The 22,172-nt window shown below is 60.8% G+C and carries 24 protein-coding genes; 22 read left to right on the top strand and 2 right to left on the bottom strand.

The genetic code is table 11. The annotated features are described in order from the left end of the window. The first annotated feature begins 50 nt into the window (after positions 1-50). The gene (locus ACRANW_RS10825) at positions 51-1,454 is read left to right on the top strand and encodes an NAD(P)H-dependent flavin oxidoreductase (protein WP_479431796.1); all 1,404 of its coding nucleotides are present in this window, start codon (positions 51-53) and stop codon (positions 1,452-1,454) included. A 25-nt stretch (positions 1,455-1,479) separates the two neighbouring features. Here ACRANW_RS10825 and ACRANW_RS10820 read toward each other — a convergent pair whose 3' ends face one another. Then, a complete protein-coding gene (locus ACRANW_RS10820; protein ID WP_479431795.1) occupies positions 1,480-2,493 on the bottom strand; it encodes a 2-hydroxyacid dehydrogenase in 1,014 nt (337 codons plus the stop codon). A 96-nt stretch (positions 2,494-2,589) separates the two neighbouring features. Here ACRANW_RS10820 and ACRANW_RS10815 point away from each other — a divergent pair, with 96 nt between their 5' ends. Further along, positions 2,590-3,087, top strand: a complete 498-nt coding sequence (locus ACRANW_RS10815; protein WP_479431794.1) for an SH3 domain-containing protein — start codon at positions 2,590-2,592, stop codon at positions 3,085-3,087. 20 nt (positions 3,088-3,107) lie between these two features. Here ACRANW_RS10815 and ACRANW_RS10810 read toward each other — a convergent pair whose 3' ends face one another. Continuing rightward, on the bottom strand, positions 3,108-4,304 hold the full coding sequence (locus tag ACRANW_RS10810) for a thiolase family protein (RefSeq protein ID WP_479431793.1): 1,197 nt from the start codon (positions 4,302-4,304) through the stop codon (positions 3,108-3,110). A 192-nt stretch (positions 4,305-4,496) separates the two neighbouring features. Between ACRANW_RS10810 and ACRANW_RS10805 the strand changes: the two genes are divergently transcribed. The 20 genes from ACRANW_RS10805 to ACRANW_RS10710 all read left to right on the top strand — a co-directional run bounded on the left by ACRANW_RS10805 (position 4,497) and on the right by ACRANW_RS10710 (position 22,170). Then, positions 4,497-5,927, top strand: a complete 1,431-nt coding sequence (locus ACRANW_RS10805; RefSeq protein ID WP_479431792.1) for a coniferyl aldehyde dehydrogenase — start codon at positions 4,497-4,499, stop codon at positions 5,925-5,927. A gap of 141 nt (positions 5,928-6,068) precedes the next feature. Further along, entirely contained in the window at positions 6,069-6,443 is a 375-nt protein-coding gene (gene ndhC, locus ACRANW_RS10800; protein ID WP_479433924.1) for an NADH-quinone oxidoreductase subunit A, read from the top strand. A 101-nt stretch (positions 6,444-6,544) separates the two neighbouring features. Further along, on the top strand, positions 6,545-7,018 hold the full coding sequence (locus tag ACRANW_RS10795; protein WP_237440826.1) for a NuoB/complex I 20 kDa subunit family protein: 474 nt from the start codon (positions 6,545-6,547) through the stop codon (positions 7,016-7,018). An 11-nt stretch (positions 7,019-7,029) separates the two neighbouring features. Continuing rightward, positions 7,030-7,821, top strand: coding sequence for an NADH-quinone oxidoreductase subunit C (locus tag ACRANW_RS10790; protein ID WP_479431791.1), 792 nt, complete (start codon positions 7,030-7,032; stop codon positions 7,819-7,821). Beyond that, positions 7,818-9,029 (top strand): NADH-quinone oxidoreductase subunit D, encoded by a 1,212-nt coding sequence (locus ACRANW_RS10785; protein WP_479431790.1) that lies wholly within the window; start codon positions 7,818-7,820, stop codon positions 9,027-9,029. The genes ACRANW_RS10790 and ACRANW_RS10785 overlap by 4 nt, the downstream gene beginning before the upstream one ends. Further along, the gene (locus ACRANW_RS10780) at positions 9,026-9,205 is read left to right on the top strand and encodes a hypothetical protein (RefSeq protein ID WP_479431789.1); all 180 of its coding nucleotides are present in this window, start codon (positions 9,026-9,028) and stop codon (positions 9,203-9,205) included. The genes ACRANW_RS10785 and ACRANW_RS10780 overlap by 4 nt, the downstream gene beginning before the upstream one ends. Next, positions 9,198-9,866, top strand: a complete 669-nt coding sequence (gene nuoE, locus ACRANW_RS10775) for an NADH-quinone oxidoreductase subunit NuoE (protein ID WP_479431788.1) — start codon at positions 9,198-9,200, stop codon at positions 9,864-9,866. The genes ACRANW_RS10780 and nuoE overlap by 8 nt, the downstream gene beginning before the upstream one ends. Further along, on the top strand, positions 9,860-10,006 hold the full coding sequence (locus ACRANW_RS10770; protein ID WP_479431787.1) for a hypothetical protein: 147 nt from the start codon (positions 9,860-9,862) through the stop codon (positions 10,004-10,006). Before nuoE ends, ACRANW_RS10770 begins: the two co-directional genes overlap by 7 nt. Further along, positions 10,003-10,203 carry a hypothetical protein gene (locus ACRANW_RS10765; protein ID WP_479431786.1) on the top strand — a complete coding sequence of 67 codons (201 nt, stop codon included), beginning with the start codon at positions 10,003-10,005 and terminating at the stop codon, positions 10,201-10,203. Before ACRANW_RS10770 ends, ACRANW_RS10765 begins: the two co-directional genes overlap by 4 nt. Then, positions 10,190-11,482 (top strand): NADH-quinone oxidoreductase subunit NuoF, encoded by a 1,293-nt coding sequence (gene nuoF / locus ACRANW_RS10760; protein WP_479433923.1) that lies wholly within the window; start codon positions 10,190-10,192, stop codon positions 11,480-11,482. Before ACRANW_RS10765 ends, nuoF begins: the two co-directional genes overlap by 14 nt. After that, positions 11,482-13,500 (top strand): NADH-quinone oxidoreductase subunit NuoG, encoded by a 2,019-nt coding sequence (nuoG, locus tag ACRANW_RS10755; RefSeq protein WP_479431785.1) that lies wholly within the window; start codon positions 11,482-11,484, stop codon positions 13,498-13,500. Before nuoF ends, nuoG begins: the two co-directional genes overlap by 1 nt. Next, positions 13,497-13,697, top strand: coding sequence for a hypothetical protein (locus tag ACRANW_RS10750; RefSeq protein WP_479431784.1), 201 nt, complete (start codon positions 13,497-13,499; stop codon positions 13,695-13,697). Before nuoG ends, ACRANW_RS10750 begins: the two co-directional genes overlap by 4 nt. Continuing rightward, complete coding sequence (gene nuoH, locus ACRANW_RS10745; RefSeq protein WP_479431783.1) at positions 13,697-14,827, top strand: NADH-quinone oxidoreductase subunit NuoH; 1,131 nt, start codon at positions 13,697-13,699, stop codon at positions 14,825-14,827. Before ACRANW_RS10750 ends, nuoH begins: the two co-directional genes overlap by 1 nt. Beyond that, positions 14,824-15,312, top strand: coding sequence for an NADH-quinone oxidoreductase subunit NuoI (nuoI, locus tag ACRANW_RS10740; RefSeq protein WP_479431782.1), 489 nt, complete (start codon positions 14,824-14,826; stop codon positions 15,310-15,312). The genes nuoH and nuoI overlap by 4 nt, the downstream gene beginning before the upstream one ends. Positions 15,313-15,463: 151 nt before the next feature. Then, on the top strand, positions 15,464-16,087 hold the full coding sequence (locus ACRANW_RS10735) for an NADH-quinone oxidoreductase subunit J (RefSeq protein ID WP_479431781.1): 624 nt from the start codon (positions 15,464-15,466) through the stop codon (positions 16,085-16,087). Further along, complete coding sequence (gene nuoK, locus ACRANW_RS10730; protein WP_479433922.1) at positions 16,087-16,404, top strand: NADH-quinone oxidoreductase subunit NuoK; 318 nt, start codon at positions 16,087-16,089, stop codon at positions 16,402-16,404. The genes ACRANW_RS10735 and nuoK overlap by 1 nt, the downstream gene beginning before the upstream one ends. A 6-nt stretch (positions 16,405-16,410) precedes the next feature. Next, positions 16,411-18,405 carry an NADH-quinone oxidoreductase subunit L gene (gene nuoL / locus ACRANW_RS10725; protein ID WP_479431780.1) on the top strand — a complete coding sequence of 665 codons (1,995 nt, stop codon included), beginning with the start codon at positions 16,411-16,413 and terminating at the stop codon, positions 18,403-18,405. A gap of 14 nt (positions 18,406-18,419) precedes the next feature. Then, positions 18,420-19,970: an NADH-quinone oxidoreductase subunit M gene (locus ACRANW_RS10720; protein ID WP_479431779.1), complete on the top strand. Its 1,551-nt coding sequence runs from the start codon at positions 18,420-18,422 to the stop codon at positions 19,968-19,970. Next, on the top strand, positions 19,970-21,448 hold the full coding sequence (gene nuoN / locus ACRANW_RS10715) for an NADH-quinone oxidoreductase subunit NuoN (RefSeq protein ID WP_479431778.1): 1,479 nt from the start codon (positions 19,970-19,972) through the stop codon (positions 21,446-21,448). The genes ACRANW_RS10720 and nuoN overlap by 1 nt, the downstream gene beginning before the upstream one ends. Further along, a complete protein-coding gene (locus tag ACRANW_RS10710) occupies positions 21,445-22,170 on the top strand; it encodes a biotin--[acetyl-CoA-carboxylase] ligase (RefSeq protein ID WP_479431777.1) in 726 nt (241 codons plus the stop codon). Before nuoN ends, ACRANW_RS10710 begins: the two co-directional genes overlap by 4 nt. Positions 22,171-22,172: the final 2 nt, after the last annotated feature.

The raw sequence follows: 22,172 nt of genomic DNA, 5'->3' as shown, positions 1-22,172 counted from the left end.
ATGTCCGAAACACGAAAAAACGCGCGAGGTTTGCGCAGAGGGGATTTTCATTGTTCAAGGGATTGAGCCCGATCGTTTATGCGGGACGTGAAGTTTGGCCGCTGGTCGAAGGCGGCAAGGGTGTTTCAGCGAGCAATCACGCCAGTTCAGGGGCTTGGGCCGCTGCGGGAGGGATTGGGACCGTAAGCGCTGTCAACGCCGACAGCTACGATGCGGATGGTCATCCCATCCCGCAGGTCTATCATGGCCGCACCCGCGAAGAACGCCACCAGGAGCTGATCCGCTACGCCATCGACGGCGCCACCACGCAGGTCAAAAAAGCCTATGAAATCGCGAACGGCAAGGGCGCGATCAACATCAATGTGCTGTGGGAAATGGGCGGGGCGCAGGCCGTGCTCGAAGGCGTGCTGGAAAACACCCGCGGCATGGTTGCCGGCGTGACCTGCGGGGCCGGGATGCCTTACAAGCTGGCCGAGATCGCGGCGCGTTTTGATGTCTGCTATTTGCCGATCGTCAGTTCAGGCCGGGCGTTCCGCGCGCTGTGGAAGCGGTCCTATCACAAGGTGCCCGATTTGATGGCCGCTGTGGTCTATGAAGATCCGTGGCTGGCTGGCGGTCACAACGGCCTGTCCAATGCCGAAGACCCGACCAAGCCGGAAGACCCCTATCCGCGCGTCAAAACCCTGCGCGACATGATGCGCGCCGAGGGGGTTGCTGATAGCGTTCCGATCGTGATGGCGGGCGGGGTGTGGGCCTTGCGTGAATGGAACAATTGGATCGATAATCCGGAACTGGGCACCATTGCCTTCCAGTTTGGCACGCGGCCGCTTTTGACGCAGGAAAGCCCGATCCCGCAGATCTGGAAAGACCTGCTGCGCACTGTCGAGCCGGATGATGTTTTGCTGCACAAGTTTTCGCCCACCGGCTTTTATTCAAGCGCAGTCAAAACCCCGTTTCTGTATGACCTGATGCATCGGTCGGAACGTCAGATCCCGTTCTTCAAACGCGGCGCGGAGGAAGGCACGGTACAGCTTGGCGAAGACGGCAAGGCCCGCAATTTCTGGGTCAAACCCGAAGACAAGGTGCGGGCCGAGATGTGGATGCGCGCAGGGCACACCGAGCCGCTCAAGACCCCGGACGATTCCATCGTTTTCGTGACGCCCGATGCGCGCGATACGATCCGCAAGGATCAGCAAGAATGCATGGGCTGTCTGTCCCATTGTGCGTTTTCCAGCTGGAAAGACCACGATGATTACACCAACGGGCGCCTTGCCGATCCGCGCAGCTTCTGCATCCAGAAGACCTTGCAGGATATTGCCCACGGTGATGACCCTGACAACAACCTCGCATTCGCAGGACACGCGGCGTATCGCTTTAAGCAGGATCCGTTCTATTCGAACGGTTACACGCCGAGCGTGGGCGAATTGGTCGAGCGGATTTTGATCGGAGATTAAGCGCGCGGCGCTGGTGCGGTGGTTTTCAGTTCCGCACCAGCGCCGTTAGCACCTGATCGGGTGGGCGGTGCCCGTCGGCCCACATGCGGATATTGGCGATGACCTTGTGGCCCGAATCCTCGCGTCCTTCGGCGGTGGCGCTGCCGATGTGTGGGAGGGTCATGACATTGGGATGCGCGATCAGGCGCGGATCGACGTGGGGTTCGTCCGGGTACACGTCGAGCCCCGCGCCAGCTAAGTGCCCGGATTCCAGCGCTGCGATCAAGGCTTCATGATCAATCAGCTCACCGCGTGCGGTGTTGATGATGCTGCTACCGGGCTTCATCAAGGCAATCCGGCGCGCATCCACCAGATGCCGTGTGTCCTCCGTCAGCGGGCAGTGCAGGGTGAGGATGTCTGCCTCCGCCATCAGCGCATCGACATTGGCGACATAACGCGCGCCCAGCATCCGTTCGAGCGCTTCGGGCAGCGGCTTGCGATTGGTATAGGCGATCTCAAGCCCGAAAGCGCGGGCGCGGTGGGCAACGGCCTGACCGATACGTCCCATGCCGACGATGCCCAGCACCTTGCCTGCCAGCTTTCTTCCCAGCAGGCCCGAAGGCGCCCAGCCGGTCCATTTGCCGCTGCGCACCAGCCCCGTACCTTCCCGAATCCGGCGCGGCACGCCGATGATTCCGGCCATCGCAATATCGGCGGTATCATCGGTAAAGACGCCAGGCGTGTTGGTGACCAGGATCCGACGCGCTGCGGCTGCGGCCAGATCGATATGCTCGGTGCCAGCGCCGAAATTGGCGATCATCCCGAGGCGTTCGCCTGCGCCGGCGATCAAATCGGCATCAATTGTGTCGGTGACCGTCGGCACAAGAACGTCGCAATCCTGCATTGCTTGCGCCAGCTGTTCGCGGGTCAGCGGAACATCCGGCTCGTTTAGCACCACATCAAACAGTTCGTGCATCCGTGCCTCGATCTCCGGCATCAGATGGCGGGTTACGATCACGCGCGGAGCATTGGCGAGCGGGCGGGGAAGGCGCTGAGTCATGGCCGATGGGCTAATGCCACAGGGGCCGCGCGGTCAAGGCGCGGATGCATACGTGCTGCTTGAATCCGCAGAGATTTAGGCGCTATCGTTTTTATCATGCAGGGAACCCGATTTATTGCGACTCTTGGCGTTGTGCTGATGCTGGCCGCAACATTTGTTATCGCGCCGCTCAGTGCGCAGAACCGCACGCTGCCTTACTGGGCAAGCTTGCGCTATGAACGCGTCAACATGCGTGTGGGGCCGAGTGCGGAGTACCCTGTCAGCTGGGTGTACCTGCGAAAAGGTATGCCCATAAAGGTCGTGCGTGTGCGCGAAGGCTGGCGATTGGTTGAAGATCACGAAGGCACACAGGGCTGGATTGCGTCAAGCCAACTCGATCCCAAACGGGGCGCCTTAGTCATCGGCAGGGGCCTTGCAGAGGTACGGGCCGAACCGAGCAGTGCCTCGCCACTGAGTTGGCGGGCGGAGGCCGGGGTCGTGAGCCGGATCAAGAGATGCCGCACAGGTTGGTGTGAGGTCGATATTGCCGGGCGCAAGGGCTGGATCAGCGCGACGCGCCTGTGGGGCTCCGATCCGCTGCCGGGCGACGAATAACGCCGCCCGGCGCGGCCGGATTAAATCAATTCGACCGCAACGGCGGTTGCTTCGCCGCCACCGATGCACAGCGATGCCACACCGCGGGTCTTGCCCTGCTGCTTGAGCGCGTTGAGCAGCGTCACGATAATCCGCGTGCCACTTGCCCCGATGGGATGGCCCAGTGCAGTGCCGCCGCCGTTCACATTGATCTTGTCGTGGCCGATGCCAAGATCGCGCATCGCGAACATCGCCACGCACGCAAATGCTTCGTTCACTTCGAACAGATCGACATCGTCAACGCCCCATCCGGCGCGGGCGAGCACTTTCTGGATCGCCGGGATCGGTGCGGTGGTGAATTGCGAGGGTGCCTGTGCGTGAGAGGCTACCGCCACGATGCGAGCGACGGGCGCAAAGCCCTTCGCCGCGGCCACGCTGGCGCGGGTCAACACCACCGCTGCGGCGCCATCAGAAATCGAGCTTGATGTCGCTGCGGTGATCGTACCGTCCTTGGCAAAGGCAGGCTTTAACTGCGGGATTTTGTCAGGGCGGCCCTTGCCGGGCGCTTCGTCATGCTCGATCGTCACTTCGCCTGCGCGGGTTACGACTGTGACGGGAACAACCTCATCGGAAAATGCGCCGCTGGCAATCGCACGGTTGGCGCGGGCCAGCGACTCGATGGTGTAGGCGTCCATGTCCTCGCGGGTCATCTGGTAATCATTGGCGGTGTCCTGCGCAAAGGTGCCCATGGCGCGGCCCGCTTCGTATGCGTCTTCCAGTCCATCGAGGAACATATGGTCATAGGCGGTATCGTGACCCATGCGCGCGCCCGAACGGTGCTTTTTCAGCAGGTAGGGCGCATTGGTCATGCTCTCCATCCCGCCGGCCACCACGATGTCGACGGTACCGCTGGCCAAGGCTTCGCTGCCCATGATGACGGTCTGCATCCCGGAGCCGCAGACCTTGTTGACGGTGGTGGCTTCGACCGAAAGCGGCAAGCCTGCCTTGATCGCAGCCTGACGTGCAGGCGCCTGGCCAAGGCCAGCGGGAAGAACGCAGCCCATGTAGGCACGGTCCACATCCTCACCCGCAACGCCCGACCGATCGATTGCAGCTTTGATCGCAACGGCCCCAAGATCGGTCGCGGAGGCATCGGCCAATGCGCCTTGCATCGCACCCATGGGCGTGCGGGCGAAGGACAGGATCACGATCGGGTCGGCGGGAGAAAGATGGGTCATGGCAAAATCCTTGCGTGACGAAAGGGGTTGGCTTGCGCGCGATGTAATGTTGCCATGCGTCAAAGGCAATCACGCCGGCTATCGCTGGGGGCGAGGGGAAGCGTCTTGCCATGGCGGTGCCTTTGCGCAAAGACAGGTCGCAAATGAAAACGCATCCGCCAAGATGCGACCAGGTTTTAATGGGAGAACAACATGGCCGATGACCGCCGCGATGAACTCGAAACTTTGCTAGCGCGCCAACGCGCCGCTTTCACCGGTTCGCGGCCTGAGCCGATCTCCCTCAGGAAAGACCGCATCCGCCGTGCGATGGCGTTGATCAAGGATCATGCCGAGGAATTCGCCAAGGCGATGAGCGCCGATTTCGGCAACCGTTCCTACGCGCAGTCCATGCTCACCGATATCGCGACTACGGTGGGTGCGGGCCATCACGCCCTGAAGAATATCGACAATTGGGCCAAACCGGACAAGCGCAAGGTGCAGTTTCCGCTGGGGCTGCTGGGGGCCAGGGCCGAGGTGCGTTATGAACCCAAGGGCGTAATCGGGATACTCTCGCCGTGGAACTTCCCGCTCCAGCTCGCCTTCGGCCCCTTGATGCAGGTTCTGGCTGCGGGCAACCGGGCAATGATCAAGCCTTCGGAATTCACCGAGCGCACCAGCGAATTGATGGCGCAGTTGACTGCGGAGTATTTCGCGCCAGAGGAAGTTGCCGTTGTTACCGGCAGCCCCGAGGTCGCCGCCGCCTTTTCTTCGCTGCCATTCGATCACCTCGTCTTCACCGGTTCGACGGCGACCGGGCGCCGGGTGATGCAGGCTGCCGCGGCCAATCTGGTGCCGGTAACGCTTGAGCTTGGCGGCAAGTCGCCGGTCATCCTTGGCCGCAGCGCAGACTTCGCCAAGGCGGGCGAGCGCATTGCCATCGGCAAGATGATGAATGCAGGGCAAATCTGCCTCGCGCCCGATTACCTGATGGTGCCAGAGGACAAGCAGGACGAAGCCGTCGCCGGCGTGGTCAGCGCCGCCAGCGCGATGTATCCCCGCTTGCTGGACAATGACGATTATGCCTCCATCGTCTCTGACCGGCACTTCGAGCGGTTGCAGGGTCTTGTCGCGGACGCCAAGGACAAGGGCGCCGAGGTGATCGAGGTGAACCCGGCAGGCGAAGACTTCGCCAATGCCAACCAGCGCAAGATGCCGCTTACCATCCTCAAGAATGTGAACGACGGCATGGCTGCGATGCAGGAGGAGATCTTCGGTCCCATTCTGCCGGTGATGACCTACAAGGCGGTCGATCAGGCGGTGGACTACATCAATGACCATGACCGCCCGCTCGGTCTGTATTATTTCGGCGAGGACAAGGGCGAACAGGAGCGTGTTCTTACCCGTACGATCTCTGGCGGTGTGACCACCAATGACGTGGTGTTCCATGTTTCGATGGAAGACCTGCCATTCGGCGGGGTGGGGCCATCAGGCATGGGCAGCTACCATGCGATTGAAGGCTTCCGCGAATTCAGCCATGCCCGCGCGGTCTACCAGCAACCCAAGATCGATATCGCCAAGCTGGCCGGGTTGAAGCCACCCTATGGCAAGGCGACGGACGCGGCGGCGGCTCGCATGATGAAGTAGACGCCGGCGACCACGGCGGCGCTTCGCAACCTTTGTTCGATTTCATGCAACAGGCGTAGGGGGTTTTGCCCGAGTCGCAGGCTTGCACCCCGGGCGGGAGAGGCTTAGGGCGGCGTCGGGATTAACAAGTTGGACACCGCCGTGATCGATCTCAGCCAGTATCTTCCGATACTGTTATTCGTGCTCGTTGCTTTCGGGCTGTCGGTGCTCTTCGTTGTGGCACCGATGGCGGTCTCGCGCCTGACCGGTACGCACAATCCGGGCGCTGACAAGCTTTCCGAATATGAATGCGGCTTCCCTGCGTTCGAGGACTCGCGAAGCCAGTTTGACGTGCGCTTTTATCTGGTCGCCATCAGCTTCATCGTGTTCGACCTTGAGGCGGCCTTCTTGTTTCCTTGGGCCGTGAGCCTGGATGTAACCGGCTGGACTGGTTGGGGCGGGATGATGGTGTTCCTGTTCATCCTCGCGGTCGGGCTGGCCTATGAATGGAAGAAAGGGGCGTTGGACTGGGAATGAATACCATCGTTACTCCTCCCCAAGGACTTCCGGATATCTCTGCGCTGACCACCGCGAAAGGCGGTGAGGTGCGCCAGCCCGATGCATCTTACTTCACCGCGATGCAGACCGAAGTTAATGATAAGGGCTTCCTTGTTACTTCGACCGAAGATCTGTTTCAGTGGGCGCGCACCGGCTCGCTGTGGTGGATGACCTTTGGCCTTGCGTGCTGCGCGGTCGAGATGATCCACGTGAATATGCCCCGCTATGACATGGAGCGGTTCGGCGCGGCGCCGCGTGCGTCCCCGCGTCAGTCTGACGTGATGATCGTCGCCGGCACTTTGTGCAATAAGATGGCTCCGGCGCTGCGCAAGGTCTATGACCAGATGTCCGATCCCAAATATGTGATCAGCATGGGCAGCTGCGCCAACGGTGGCGGCTATTACCACTATTCCTACAGCGTTGTGCGTGGCTGTGACCGGATCGTTCCGGTTGACATCTATGTCCCCGGCTGCCCGCCGACCGCAGAGGCGTTGCTGTATGGCGTGATGCAGTTGCAGCGCAAGATTCGCCGCGTCGGCACAATCGAACGATAGGGGCAAGGCCTGTGGCAGTACTCCATTCCGCCCCGAAATATGCGTCCAATGACGGCGTCTCTCAGCTGCTGAGCGAGAGCATCAGCGTATGGTTGATCGAGGCGCATGAAGCGCATGGCGAACTGATCTTCCGGGTTCAACGCGACGCGATTGCGCGTGTGCTGGAAATCCTGCGCGATGATCACGCTTACCAGCAGCTGATGGAGATCGCCGGCGCGGATTACCCTTCGCGCGCGGAACGGTTCGAAGTGGTCTATATGCTCCAGAGCCTGACCAAGAACCATCGCATCATGGTCAAGTGCTCGGCGGACGAGAACACGCCTGTGCCGACGGTGACGACGCTGTGGCCCAATGCTGGTTGGCTTGAGCGTGAGGTGTTCGACATGTTCGGCGTGACCTTTGCGGGCAACCCGGACCTGCGCCGCATCCTCACCGATTACGGCTTTGAAGGGCACCCGTTCCGCAAGGACTTCCCGATGACGGGCTACACCGAACTGCGTTACTCCGAAGAGGAAAAGCGCGTGGTGTATGAACCTGTCGAGCTTGCGCAGGAAATGCGCAGCTTTGACTTCCTGTCGCCGTGGGAAGGTGCGGATTACGTGCTGCCGGGTGATGAGAAATCACGCGGGGAGTCGACTGTCACCGAAGTGAAGGTCACCGAAAAGGCGACTGAAACGGGTGCGGGCAAAGAAGCGAATAAGGCGGCCGCCAAGCGGGTCGCGCCCGGCGCGCCCGATCAGAAGGAAACGGGCAAGCCCGCTCCCGGTGCCCCCGATCCCACCTCGAAGGAGGGCGGACGATGAGCATGCAACGCGAAGATTCCCTCACCACCACCGGCGAGGTGATCTCCAACTACACCATCAATTTTGGCCCCCAGCACCCGGCGGCGCACGGCGTGCTGCGCATGGTGATGGAACTGGACGGCGAAGTGATCGAGCGGATTGATCCGCATATCGGCCTGCTGCACCGCGGCACCGAGAAGCTGATCGAGCAAAAGACCTATCTTCAGGCGCTCCCCTATTTCGACCGCCTCGACTACTGTTCGCCGATGAGCATGGAGCACACCTGGGTGCTGGCCATCGAGAAGCTGCTGAATCTCGAGGTGCCGCTGCGCGCTCAGTATATCCGTGTGCTCTTTGCCGAGCTCACGCGTATCATGAATCACATGCTGAACATGGGCGCGCATATCCTTGATGTCGGTGCGTTCACGCCGAACCTGTGGATCATGGACCTGCGTGAAGATTGCATGAATTTCTACGAGCGAGTCTCGGGCTCGCGCATGCACGCCGCCTATTTCCGCCCCGGCGGCGTGCACCAGGACGTGCCGGAAAAGCTGCTGGTGGACATCGGGGACTGGCTCGACAACCGGTTTTTCCAGCTGTTCGAGGACGCCATGAGCCTCGTGCTGGACAACCGCATCTTCAAGCAGCGCAATGTCGATATCGCTATCGTCGGTCGTGAAGACGCGATTGCCTGGGGCTTTAGCGGCCCGATGATCCGCGCGGCGGGCATTCCATGGGATCTGCGCAAGAGCCAGCCCTATGACGTGTATGACCGCATGGAGTTCGACATTCCGGTCGGCACCAATTCGGATTGCTATGATCGTTTCATGGTGCGCGTGAAGGAAGTTTACGAAAGCGCCAAGATCATCCGTCAGTGTCTGCGCGATATGCCGACCGGGCCGATTGCCAGCACTGATGGCAAGGTGTCTCCTCCCAAGCGCGGCGAGATGAAGCAGTCGATGGAAAGCCTGATCCACCACTTCAAGCTCTATACCGAAGGCTTCCACGTGCCGGCGGGCGAGGTTTATGTGGCGACCGAAAGCCCCAAGGGCGAGTTCGGCGTCTATCTGGTCAGCGACGGTACCAACAAGCCGTACCGCTGCAAGATCCGTCCCACGGCCTTCAGTCACCTTCAGGCGATGGACTTCATGTGCAAGGGCCACATGCTGCCCGACGCGACCGCCATTCTGGGCGCGATCGACGTGGTGTTCGGGGAGTGTGACCGGTGAGTATGTCGGCTAAAGAAAAAACCTGGCTGGTCGCTGTGATCGCTTTCATTTGCTATCCGGTCGGTGACATCCTTGGTTATTGGGGCATTGAGGCAATTGCTGTCTTGCTGTTCTCGGTTGTGCTTCTTTTCGCAGGCCGGAATTTGGGTCAGAGGAAGGGCCTCGATCATGGCTGACCGCACCCCCGCTCCCGACACCCCTGAACTGCGCGCCCGCTGGAGCGCGTTCGAATGGACGCCGGAAAACAAGACAACTGCCGATTGGCACATCGCCAAGTATCCGGAAGGCCGCCAGAAATCGGCTGTGATGCCGCTGCTTGATCTTGCCCAGCGCCAGGTTGGTGCGGAGACTGATACGCAGGGCTGGCTGCCGCTGCCGGTGATCGAATATGTGGCGCAATATCTGGGCATGCCGGTGATCCGCGTGCTCGAAGTCGCCAGCTTCTACTTCATGTATAACTTGAAGCCCGTGGGTAAATTCCACGTGCAGGTGTGCGGCACCACGCCCTGCATGTTGCGCGGCAGCGACGACATCATCGCCGCCTGCAAGCAGCGCGGGATGGCAAAGGGCCATGTTTCGGCAGACGGCCTGTGGACCCTCACCGAAGTCGAATGCATGGGCAATTGCGCCACCGCGCCAATGGTCCAGATCAACGACGACAATTACGAAGACCTGACGCCCGAACGTCTGAACGCGGTGTTGGATGCGCTCGCAGCGGGCGAGACGCCGAAAGCAGGCACGCAGGAGCCGGAACGGCATACGTCGGAACCTTCGGGCGGGCCGACCACGCTCAAGGACATGGTCAGCGCCAACCACGATTACCGGGGTGAATGGTGACCGGAGTCGTCTCCCTCCTCGGCGCGCTGCTGTTAGCGTTTATTGCCTACAAGCTGCTGATGGGCCTGGTCCGCGTGGGCGTGATCTTGCTCATCATCGCGGTGCTGGCGGGGCTGTGGCAATCGGGAGCGATCGGATGAATTCGGTGACACTGGCCTTTGCCGTGCTCGGCCTGTCGGGCTTCGCCTTGGGGGCGATGGTGACCGCACTTGGGCCGTTCGAAATGGGTGTGATCCTGATGGGTCTGGGGCTCGTATTTCAAGTGGTATCGCTGGTGCGGTTGAAGCGCGCCAAGCACAAGGCCAATAGCGAAGGACGCAATGATGCTCGCCGATAAGGATCGCATCTTCACCAATGTTTACGGCTTCCAGGACTGGGGGCTGAAGGCAGCGCAAGCGCGCGGCGATTGGGATGGAACCAAGGCGCTGCTGGAACGCGGGCCGGAGGCGATCATCGAAGAGATGAAGGCGTCAGGCTTGCGCGGGCGCGGCGGGGCGGGCTTCCCTACGGGTTTGAAGTGGAGCTTCATGCCCAAGGAATCGCGCGATGGCCGCCCCAGCTTCCTCGTCATCAACGCTGATGAATCCGAACCCGGTTCCTGCAAGGATCGCGAAATCCTGCGCCACGATCCACACAAGCTGGTCGAAGGCGCGCTGGTCGCCGGCTTTGCCATGCGGGCAAGGGCGGCCTATATCTACGTGCGCGGTGAATATATTCGCGAGGCCGAAACGCTGCAAAAGGCCATCCTCGAAGCCTATGACGCGGGCCTGATCGGCAAGAACGCCTGCGGGGCGGGATACGACTTCGACGTGTTCATGCACCGCGGCGCGGGCGCCTACATCTGCGGCGAAGAAACCGCGATGATCGAAAGCCTGGAAGGCAAGAAGGGCCAGCCGCGGCTCAAGCCGCCATTCCCGGCGGGCGCTGGGCTTTATGGCTGCCCGACCACGGTCAATAACGTCGAGAGCATCGCGGTCGCGCCGACGATCCTGCGGCGCGGCGCGTCGTGGTTTTCGTCCTTTGGACGTGAAAACAACAAGGGCACCAAGCTGTTCCAGATCTCGGGTCACGTGGAAAAGCCGTGTGTGGTCGAAGAAGAAATGGGAATCAGCTTTGAAGAGCTGATCGAAAAGCACTGCGGCGGCATTCGTGGCGGATGGGACAATCTGCTCGCAGTGATCCCCGGCGGTTCTTCTGTGCCGCTTGTTCCGGCTGCACAGATCCGCTCGGCACCGATGGATTTTGACGGGCTGAAGGAGCTTGGCTCGGGCCTCGGTACGGCGGCGGTGATCGTCATGGACAAATCCACCGACATCGTCCGCGCGATTGCCCGCCTCAGCTATTTCTACAAGCATGAAAGCTGCGGCCAATGCACCCCCTGCCGCGAGGGCACGGGCTGGATGTGGCGCATGATGGAGCGTCTACGCACCGGCGATGCGGCGATTGAGGAAATCGACATGCTGCACGAAGTCACCAAGCAGGTCGAAGGCCACACCATCTGCGCGCTCGGCGATGCGGCGGCGTGGCCGATCCAGGGGCTAATCCGCCATTTCCGGCCCGAGCTGGAGCGGCGGATTCACGAGCACAACGCGCAGTTTGCGGAGGCCGCCGAGTAATGCCTAAAGTCACCGTAGACGGCCTCGAAATCGAAGTCCCGGCGGGGGCGACTGTGCTTCAGGCGTGCGAGCTGGCGGGCAAGGAAATCCCGCGCTTCTGTTATCACGAACGCCTCTCCATCGCGGGCAACTGCCGGATGTGTCTGGTTGAAGTGAAGCCGGGGCCGCCCAAGCCGCAGGCCTCCTGTGCGCTGCCGGCCAGTGATGGCCAGGAAATCCGTACCGACTCGCCCATGGTCAAGAAGGCTCGTGAAGGGGTGATGGAGTTCCTGCTCATCAACCACCCGCTCGATTGCCCGATTTGCGATCAGGGCGGCGAGTGCGATCTGCAGGATCAGGCCGTCGCCTATGGTCGCGGCGGATCACGTTACGGGCGTGAGCACAAGCGCGCAGTGACCGAGAAATACATGGGCCCGCTGATCAAGACGATCATGACCCGCTGCATCCACTGCACCCGCTGTGTACGCTTTTCCGAAGAGATTGCGGGCGTGGACGAAATCGGCGCGCTTTACCGCGGCGAGGATATGCAGATCACGACCTATCTGGAACAGGCGGCTTCGCACGAACTTTCGGCCAACGTAATCGACCTGTGCCCGGTCGGCGCGCTGACCTCACGGCCCTATGCGTTCGAGGCGCGGCCGTGGGAGTTGAAAAAGACATTCAGCATCGATGTGTCGGACGCGGTGGGGGCGAATATCACGCTGCACTCCAAGGGCCGCGAAGTCATGCGCGCGCTGCCGCGTATCAATGACGACGTCAACGAAGAGTGGCTGTCGGACAAGGGCCGCTATCAGGTCGATGGCCTGACCAAGCGTCGTCTGGACCGCGTGTGGGTGCGCCGTGATGGCCGGTTGCAGCCTGCCGAGTGGACCGAAGCCTTCGGCATGATCGCGGGCGCGCTTGAGGGCAACACAGCCAGCATCGCGGCGGTGGCGGGCGATTTGCTCGATGCCGAAACGATGTTTGCCGCCAAGGCTTTGGTGAACGCCTGCGGATCGCAACTGACCGAAGCGCGCCAGACCGGCATGACCTATGACGTGTCGAACCTTGCGGCGGTGAACTTTAACAGCACCTTTGCAGGCATCGAGACGGCCGATGCGATCCTGATCGTCGGCAGCAAGGTCCGCTGGGAAGCCGCACTGCTCAACGTCCGCCTGCGCAAGGCGGTCAAGGCGGGGGCCAAGGTTTTTGTCGTCGGGCCGGAGTGGGAAACCACCTTCCCGGCAACTTTCCTCGGCTCCGATCTCAAGCTGCTCAACCGCATCCCCAAGGAGTTGGGTGACGTCATGAAGGCAGCCAAGCGCCCGGCGGTGATCCTCGGCGCGGCGGCGCTAGCCAAAGGTGCGCTTCCGGCGGCGCTCAAGCTGGTCGACAAGTTCGGCCTCGTGAAGGACGATTGGAACGGCTTCAATGTGCTGCACATCTCGGCAGCGCGGATGGCTTCGCTGATGCTCGATTTCACCCTTCCGGGCGGAATGGCGGACATCGCCGACGCTGCGCCCAAGGTGCTTCTAAGCCTCGGTGCGGACGAGATGGATTACGGTGCGTTTGGCGGCAGCCTCAAGGTCTATATCGGCCACCACGGCGACAAGGGCGCGCATCACGCGGACATTATCCTGCCGGGCGCATCCTATGCCGAGAAGGACGGAACCTACGTCAACACGGAAGGCCGGGTGCAGTTTGCAGAAAAGGCCGTCTTCGCCCCCGGCGATGCGCGCGAAGACTGGACGATCCTGCGCGCACTCGCAGATGCCCTGGGAGTAACCGTTGGCTTCGATAGCTTCGGAGCGTTGCAGGCCAAGATGATCGCCGCCGTGCCCGCGCTGGGCGAAGAGGGCCTCGCGGATTACGGCGCGCTCGCCAAGGCCGACAGCGGCGCCAAGGCCGAAGGCGAGATTGCGGGCTACCCCATCAAGGACTTTTACCTCACCAACCCCATCGCCCGCGCCAGCGAGGTGATGCAGTGCTGTTCGGATGAACTCCTGCACGGTGTGGAAGTGAAGGAGGCGGCCGAATGAGTAATCCCTCTGAAGTGCTGATCGCGATTGGGCTGATCGCAGTTTTCGCTGTGATCTTTATCGGGCTGATGCGCCTCCATAAAGCAACCTACAGAATGGATATGCACCGCAGTGCGGGCGATGGCGGCGGTGAAATCGGGATGTTCGGCGGAGATGCTGGGTCCTGTGATGGTGGTGGTTGTGGAGGCGGAGACTGATGACCGCTTTCTTCCAATCACTCGGTCTCAGCTACGAATGGGCCTGGACCGTCGCGACGCTGACCGGGATCATTGTGATCTCGCTGCTCGTCATGTTCAGCGTCGCCATGGTGATCTACGTCGACCGCAAGGTGCTGGGCGCGATCATGATTCGGCGTGGGCCCAATGTGGTCGGGCCATTTGGGCTGCTCCAAAGTTTTGCTGATGGTTTGAAGGTGTTTCTGCAGGAAACCATCATCCCGAGCGCCGCGAACAAGGGCATTTTCCTGCTCGCGCCAATCATCACGTTCACTGTGGCTTTGGCGGCCTGGGCAGTAATCCCGTTCTCTGCGGGTGTGGTGCTAGCAGACGTCAATGTCGGCTTGCTGTACATCCTCGCGATTTCCTCGATGGGGGTTTACGGGGTGGTGATGGCGGGATGGGCGTCGAACTCCAAATACCCGTTCTTTTCGGCGATGCGCGCGTCGGCGCAGATGATTTCCTACGAAGTCTCGATCGGCTTCGTTTTGGTCTGCGTGGTGCTGTTTGCCGGCACTTTTAACATGAGCGGGATTGTCGAGGCGCAGCGCGGGTTCGGGCTTGGCATTATCAACGGCTATGTGGTGCATCCGCTGCTGTTTCCGATGTGGGTGGTGTTCTTCATCTCCTCGCTGGCCGAGACCGCGCGCGCTCCGTTTGACCTGACCGAGGCGGAAAGCGAGCTCGTCGCGGGCTACCAGACCGAATATTCTTCCATGAGCTTCGCGCTGTTCTGGCTTGGCGAATATGCCAACATCCTGCTGATGTGCTCGCTGAATACGTTGCTGTTCTGGGGCGGGTGGTTGCCGCCGCTTGATTGGGCGCCTCTCTACATGGTCCCGGGTATCGTGTGGTTCCTGCTCAAGACCTTCGCGTTCTTCCTGATGTTCAGCTGGATCTGGGCGACCGTGCCGCGCTACCGTTACGATCAGCTGATGCGCCTCGGTTGGAAAGTGTTTTTGCCTATGAGCCTGCTGTTTGTCGTGGTCACCAGCGGGTGGCTGATGGCGACGGGGCATTTCGACACAAGAGCGCCAACTGCGCCTGCAAATACCACTGATTTCGTTCAAGCCACTCCCGCACAGCCGACCGCTGTGAGAGGACAGTCATGACCACCGTCTCCCACCTCATCAAATCCTTCACCCTCTGGGAAATTCTCAAGGCTCACGCCTTGACGCTGAAGTATTTCTTCAAGCCCAAGGTTACGATCAACTATCCCTTCGAGAAGGCCCCGCTCTCGCCCCGCTTCCGCGGTGAGCACGCGCTGCGGCGTTATCCGAATGGCGAGGAACGCTGCATCGCGTGCAAGCTGTGCGAGGCTGTGTGCCCGGCGCAGGCAATCACCATTGAAAGCGAACCGCGTGACGACGGCAGCCGCCGCACCACCCGGTACGATATCGACATGACCAAGTGCATCTATTGTGGGTTTTGTCAGGAAGCCTGCCCAGTCGATGCCATCGTCGAAGGGCCGAATTTCGAATACGCCACCGAAACCCGCGAAGAGCTGCTCTACGATAAGGCCAAGCTGCTCAGCAATGGTGACAAGTGGGAACGGGCTATCGCAGCCAACCTTGAAGCCGACGCCCCCTACCGCTAGGGCGCGCCGGTCGAAGGACACGGGGTCAGACTTATCGATATGTTCCGATGCCACGGGATCAGGCAGCGGGATCACACTTGGACTAGGGAACACATTGCCGCTTTCTGAACCTTGGCCTCGCGCCGGGGTGGCTGATCGGCGGAGTCATATCATGATACAGGCCATCGCCTTTTATTTCTTCGCGACGATCGTTGTTGCCAGCGCCGTGATGGTCGTCATGGCGCGCAACCCGGTGCATTCGGTGTTGTGGCTTATTCTGACGTTCTTCAATGCTGCTGGCCTGATGGTGCTGGTGGGTGCGGAGTTCATCGCGATGCTGCTGGTGATTGTTTATGTCGGCGCTGTCGCGGTGTTGTTCCTGTTCGTGGTCATGATGCTGGATATTGATCTTGCCGCGATGCGCGCAAGTTTTAGCCGCAATGCGCCGCTAGGACTGCTGATCGCGGTGGTGCTGCTGGCCGAATTGCTGCTGGCGGTGGGCGCATACAGCGCTGGTGGTATTTCGCTGGGTTCTCCCGATGGCGCCGCCATGCAGGCAGCGGACAAGTCCAATATCGAAGCCCTGGGCGCGCTGCTCTATGGCCGCTACATCGCGCTGTTTGAAATTGCTGGGATCATCCTGCTGGTCGCCATGATCGGCGCGATCGTATTGACCTTCCAGCCACCCAAGCCCGGCGCGCGCGCGCGGCAGGACGTGGGCAAGCAGACCCGGCGCCGCCCGGAAGATGCAACCGTCATGAAGAACCCGGAGATCGGGCAGGGGGTCGAGCTGTGATGAACGCTGGTGGCATCGGCATCGAACATTACCTCACCGTGGGCGCGATCCTGTTCGTGCTTGGGGTGCTAGGGATTTTCCTCAACCGCAAGAACGTGATCGTCATCCTGATGGCAGTGGAATTGATCCTGCTGGCCGTGAACCTGAACCTCGTCGCGTTCAGTGCCTTCATGCAGGATTTGGTGGGTCAGGTTTTTGCGATGCTGGTTCTGACCGTGGCTGCGGCCGAAGCGGCAATCGGGCTTGCGATCCTGGTGATCTATTTCCGCACCCGCGGCTCAATTGCGGTTGACGATATCAACCGGATGAAGGGGTAAGCGTTCGTGTCCACGCAGATCCTCATCATCGTCTTCGGGCCGCTGCTTGCTGCCTTGATTGCAGGGCTGGGCAACCGGATGCTCGGCAATGTGGCATCCAAGTCGATCACCACTGGCGCGCTGATATTGTCCGCTGGCCTGAGCTGGCCCATCTTCCTGGGCTTTTTGGGCGGTACCGAAAGCGCTGTGGTGGTGCCGGTTCTGAAGTGGGTCGAAAGCGGCACGCTCAGCTTTGATTGGGCGTTGCGGGTCGATACGCTCACCGCAATCATGCTGGTCGTGATCAATTCGGTGTCGGCGCTCGTGCACCTCTATTCGTGGGGGTACATGGAGGAAGACCCGGATCAGCCGCGCTTCTTTGCGTATCTGTCGCTGTTCACCTTCGCGATGCTGATGCTGGTGACGGCTGACAACCTCGTGCAGATGTTCTTTGGCTGGGAAGGCGTGGGCCTTGCCTCCTATTTGCTGATCGGGTTCTGGTTCAAAAAGCCAAGCGCGGGCAAGGCTGCGATCAAGGCGTTTGTGGTCAACCGGGTGGGCGATCTGGGCTATATGCTCGGCATTTTCGGCACCTATCTGGTGTTCCAGACAACCTCGATACCCGAAATCCTGGCAGCTGCTCCGGGAATGAGCGGATCGACGATTACCTTCGTCGGGATGCGCCTCTACACGATGGATATCCTGTGCATCCTCCTGTTTATCGGGGCGATGGGCAAGTCGGCGCAGCTGGGCCTGCATACGTGGCTACCGGATGCGATGGAGGGGCCGACGCCGGTCTCCGCACTAATCCATGCGGCGACCATGGTGACGGCGGGTGTGTTCATGCTCTGCCGCCTGTCACCCATGTTCGAAACCGCGCCGACGGCTTTGACGATCGTCACCATCGTGGGCGCGGCAACCTGCTTCTTTGCCGCCACGATCGGCACGACGCAGTGGGACATCAAGCGGGTGATCGCTTATTCGACCTGCTCGCAATTGGGCTACATGTTCTTTGCCGCGGGCGTGGGCGCTTATGGTGCAGCGATGTTCCATCTGTTCACGCACGCGTTCTTTAAAGCGCTGCTGTTCCTTGGCGCAGGCTCGGTGATCCATGCGATGCATCACGAACAGGACATGCGGTATTATGGAGGCCTGCGGAAGGTGATCCCCTTCACCTTTTACGCCATGCTGGCAGGCACGCTCGCGATCACGGGTTTGGGTGTTTATCATCTCGGTGTCGGCTTTGCGGGTTTCTGGTCCAAGGACGCAATCCTTGAAGTCGCCTTTGCGCGCGGCAACGGGGCTGGGCAGTTCGCGTTCTGGGCAGGGGCGATCGCTGCGTTGCTGACGAGCTTCTATTCCTGGCGCCTGATGTTCCTGACCTTCTGGGGCAAGCCGCGCTGGATTGAGAGCGAGCATATCCAGCACGCCGTTCACAAGACACGCGAACAGGCGGGCGCCGACACCACCGGCGGTTATCATCCGCATGAAAGCCCGGTCTCGATGCTGATCCCGCTTGGGCTTCTGACCATCGGCGCGATCGCGGCAGGCCAGGTGTTCGCGCCGGCGTTCCTTGATAGCGCCGCGTTCTGGGATGGCTCAATCTTCTACAACGAAGATCTGATCCACGCGATGCATGCCGTGCCTTACTGGGTGAAATATACCGCGCTGGTCGTGATGCTGATTGGTTTTGCAGGTGCCTATGTCGCCTACATTGCGAAGCCCGATATTCCGGCTAGGTTCGTCGCGACCTTCTCGGCTCTGCACAACTTCGTGTATCGTAAATGGTACTTCGACGAGCTGTATGATGCGATCTTCGTGAAGCCTGCCTTCTGGTTTGGTCGCAAGTTTTGGCAGCTCGGCGATGTCGGCACGATTGATCGCTTCGGTCCCAACGGGATTGCCTGGGTGGTCGAGCGCAGTGCGGGCGCCGCCAAGTCGATCCAGTCGGGCTACGTTTACACCTACGCACTGATCATGCTGCTCGGCCTGGTCGCTGCCGTCACCTTTGTTCTGCTTTAGGAGCGCGCTTCGTAATGGAAGGCCTTCCCATCCTGTCGCTGATGATGCTCGTGCCACTGGCCGGTGCGGCGGCGTGCCTGTTCTCGGGCGCAGCCGCTGCGCGCTGGATTGCGCTTGCCGCGACGCTCGTCACCTTTGTGCTTGGTGTCATGCTGTGGTCCACTTACCAAATTGGTGGCCCGCAGTGGCAGTTCACCGAGCGGGCCGAGCTATTCGCAGGCTTCAGCTACGCATTGGGAATCGATGGGATTGCACTGATGCTGATCATGCTCAGCGTCTTCCTGATGCCGGTCTGCATCCTCGCCAGCTGGGAGTCGGTCACCAAGCGCGTCGGCGAATACATGGCGGCCTTCCTGTTCATGGAAGTGCTGATGATCGGCACCTTCGCGGCGCAAGATCTGTTCCTGTTCTACGTTTTCTTCGAGGCGGGCCTTATTCCGATGTATCTGATCATCGGCGTGTGGGGGGGGGACAATCGCATTTACGCGAGTTACAAATTCTTTCTCTACACGCTGTTCGGATCGGTGCTGATGCTGATCGCGATGTTCTGGATGGTAGCCGAGGCCGGCACGTCCGACATCCCGACGCTGATGCAATACAGCTTCCCGGCCGAAGCGCAGACGTGGTTGTGGCTGGCCTTCTTTGCCAGCTTTGCAGTGAAGGTTCCGATGTGGCCGCTGCACACCTGGCTGCCTGACGCACACGTTCAAGCGCCCACGGCGGGATCGGTGATCCTTGCCGGCGTGCTGCTGAAGCTCGGCGGCTACGGCTTCATCCGGTTCAGCCTGCCGATGTTCCCCGAAGCGTCCGCGCAGTTTGCCTGGTTGGTCTTTACCTTGTCGATGATCGCGGTGGTTTACACCTCGCTCGTCGCACTGGTGCAAGCCGATATGAAGAAGCTGATCGCCTATTCCTCGGTCGCGCACATGGCGATTGTCACGGTGGGTTTGTTTGCCTTCAACGTGCAAGGGATTGAAGGCGCAATGATCGTGATGCTCAGCCACGGGCTTGTGTCGGGCGCGCTGTTCCTGTGCGTGGGCGTGATTTACGATCGTCTGCACACCCGCGAGATTGCACGGTATGGCGGGCTGGCGATCAATATGCCCTATTACGCGCTGTTTTTTCTGCTGTTCACCATGGCGTCGATTGGCTTGCCGGGCACCAGCGGCTTTGTGGGCGAGTTCCTGGCGCTGGCGGGGATTTACCAGACATCTAGCCTGGTCGCATTGATCTCCACCACCGGGATCATTCTGGGTGCAGCCTACATGCTTTACCTTTATCGCCGCGTCGCCTTTGGCGGCCAGGTGAACGAGGATGCTGCTGCCATGCGAGACATTTCGGCCCGCGAATGGGTGATGATGGCTCCGATTGCTGCAGCGGTCTTGTGGATGGGCGTTTACCCTGAAAGCTTCCTGTCGCCGATGCGTGCTGACATTGCGGTTCTCGATGCGCGGCTTGCTGCAGCGGCTCCGAAAAGTGATGCGGCACTGGCTCCGGGCGCGCCGCGCGCCGAAGCGGCCAATGCGATGCCTGAGCATTCGAGCGCCGAGGAGGGCGTGCACTGATGGATTTCGCTGCTTCTTTCGCGCTTGTGATGCCGGAACTGGTATTGATTGCCGCCGGCCTCGCCCTGCTTCTGGTCGCTGCCTGGGGCGGTGACAAGGCTGCGCGTCCCATTGCCATCGTCGCTGCCGCTGCGTTGTTTGCTGCGGGCTTTATGCTAGTGCCGGGTCTGCATACCGGCGGAAACGGTCCGTCGACTCTTGCCTTTGGTGGCTTGTTCAAGATCGACAGTTTTGCGCTGTTCGCCAAGGCACTGATTTACCTTGCCGCCATCGGCGCTCTGATGATCGCCCCTGCGTTCTTCGACGGACCCGCTGCCGGGGCCGAGCGCGGAATGCGCGCGGAATACCCCGTGTTGATCCTGTTCGCCGCGGTCGGCATGAGCATCATGGTGTCCGCCAATGATTTCATGAGTCTTTATCTTGGCCTCGAACTCAACAGCCTCTCGGCCTATGTCCTGGCGGCGATCCTGCGGCGTGATGCACGTTCGGGTGAGGCCGGTTTGAAATATTTCGTGCTCGGTGCGCTGGCCTCTGGCATCCTGCTTTACGGGATGAGCCTGCTTTACGGCTTTACCGGCGGCACGACGTTCACTGCGGTTCGCGCCGGATTGACCGGGGAGATGGGCACCGGCGCGTTGTTTGGCGTGATCTTCGTGCTTTCGGGTCTCGCGTTCAAGATTTCCGCCGTGCCGTTCCACATGTGGACCCCGGATGTTTACGAAGGCGCGCCAACACCCGTGACGGCCTTCTTCGCCACCGCGCCCAAGGTGGCGGCCGTGGCGCTGACCGCGCGCGTGGTGTTTGAGGTGTTCGGCGGACAGGTCGCCGCCTGGCAGCAGATCGTGATGTTTATGGCTCTGGCCTCAATCATTTTCGGTGCGTTGGGAGCGATAGGGCAGGAAAACCTGAAGCGCCTGCTCGCCTATTCGTCGATCAACAATATCGGGTTCATTCTGCTGGGTCTGGCGGTCGCCAATGCTGATGGCGCTTCGGCAATGCTGGTTTACCTGTTCATCTACGTTGCGATGAGCCTTGGCAGTTTTGTCGCCTTGCTCATGCTGCGCGGCCATGACGGTACGCTGTTCGAGACCTTCGCGGACATCCGGGGACTTTCGGTAACGCAGCCCGCGATCGCATGGGCGCTGCTGCTGTTCATGTTCAGCCTCGCTGGCATTCCGCCGTTGCTGGGCTTCTACAGCAAGTTCGTGGTGTTCCAGGCGACGATTGAAGCGGACCTCGTAGTGTTCGGCGCCATCGCCATCGCGGCGAGCGTTATCGGAGCGTTCTACTACATCAAGTTCGTGAAGGTGATGTTCTTCGATGAGCCTGCAGGTGTGGTTACGGGCAAGAGCGGCGCGGCGCATTGGGCGCTTTTGGGCATGACTGCGCTGATCGTGTCGCCGCTCGGCTATCTTCTCACACCGCCTCTGACCGATCTGGCAGACAAGGCCGCCGCCTCGCTGTTTCTCGCGGTTTGACGGATCTTGCGCACATTCAGCTGGTCGAGCAAACCGGATCGACCAATGCCGATCTGGCCGCTGCCATCCGCTCCGGCGAAGGGTGGAGTGAAGGGCGATGGCTTGTGGCGCGGCGCCAGATCGCTGGGCGGGGACGGCAAGGGCGCGAATGGTTCGATGGCGCCGGAAACTTTATGGGCTCGACAGTGGTCGCAGCGGGCGAGGGCGGACCACCCGCTGCGAGCCTTAGTGTGGTTGCGGCGCTCGCTGTGCATGACGCGGCTGCTGGAGCCCTGAATGGAGGCGCCGAACTTGCGCTCAAATGGCCCAACGATGTTTTGATGAATAACGGCAAGCTGTCGGGTATCCTACTGGAGATGGTTCGCGGCCACATCGTTGTTGGCATTGGCGTAAACCTCGCACGCGCGCCGAACTTGCCCGACCGAAAGACAGCCGCCATCGGTGATGTGATGCATTCGCCGCCGGTGATGGATTTTGCTGCCAGCCTCGCAAAGCATTTCGCTGATCGGCTCGATGCCTGGCGCAGCGATGGTCTTGGTCCGACGCTCCACGCGTTTCTTGGCCGCTCCATCCACGCTCAAGGTTCACCCGTAACTGTCCACGACATTGATGGATCGATCGTGTCAGGTTCCTTCGCGGGCCTTGAGGAAAGTGATGGCGCATTGCGGCTGCGCTTGGCGGATGGCAGTGAACGTGTCATTCGCGCGGGCGATATTTCGTAAGG

It is taken from the genome of Erythrobacter sp. 'gip.4 top 5' (assembly GCF_056495765.1).
The sequence above is the reverse complement of the archived record's forward strand: the minus strand, read 5'-3'. Positions and strand labels throughout refer to the sequence as shown.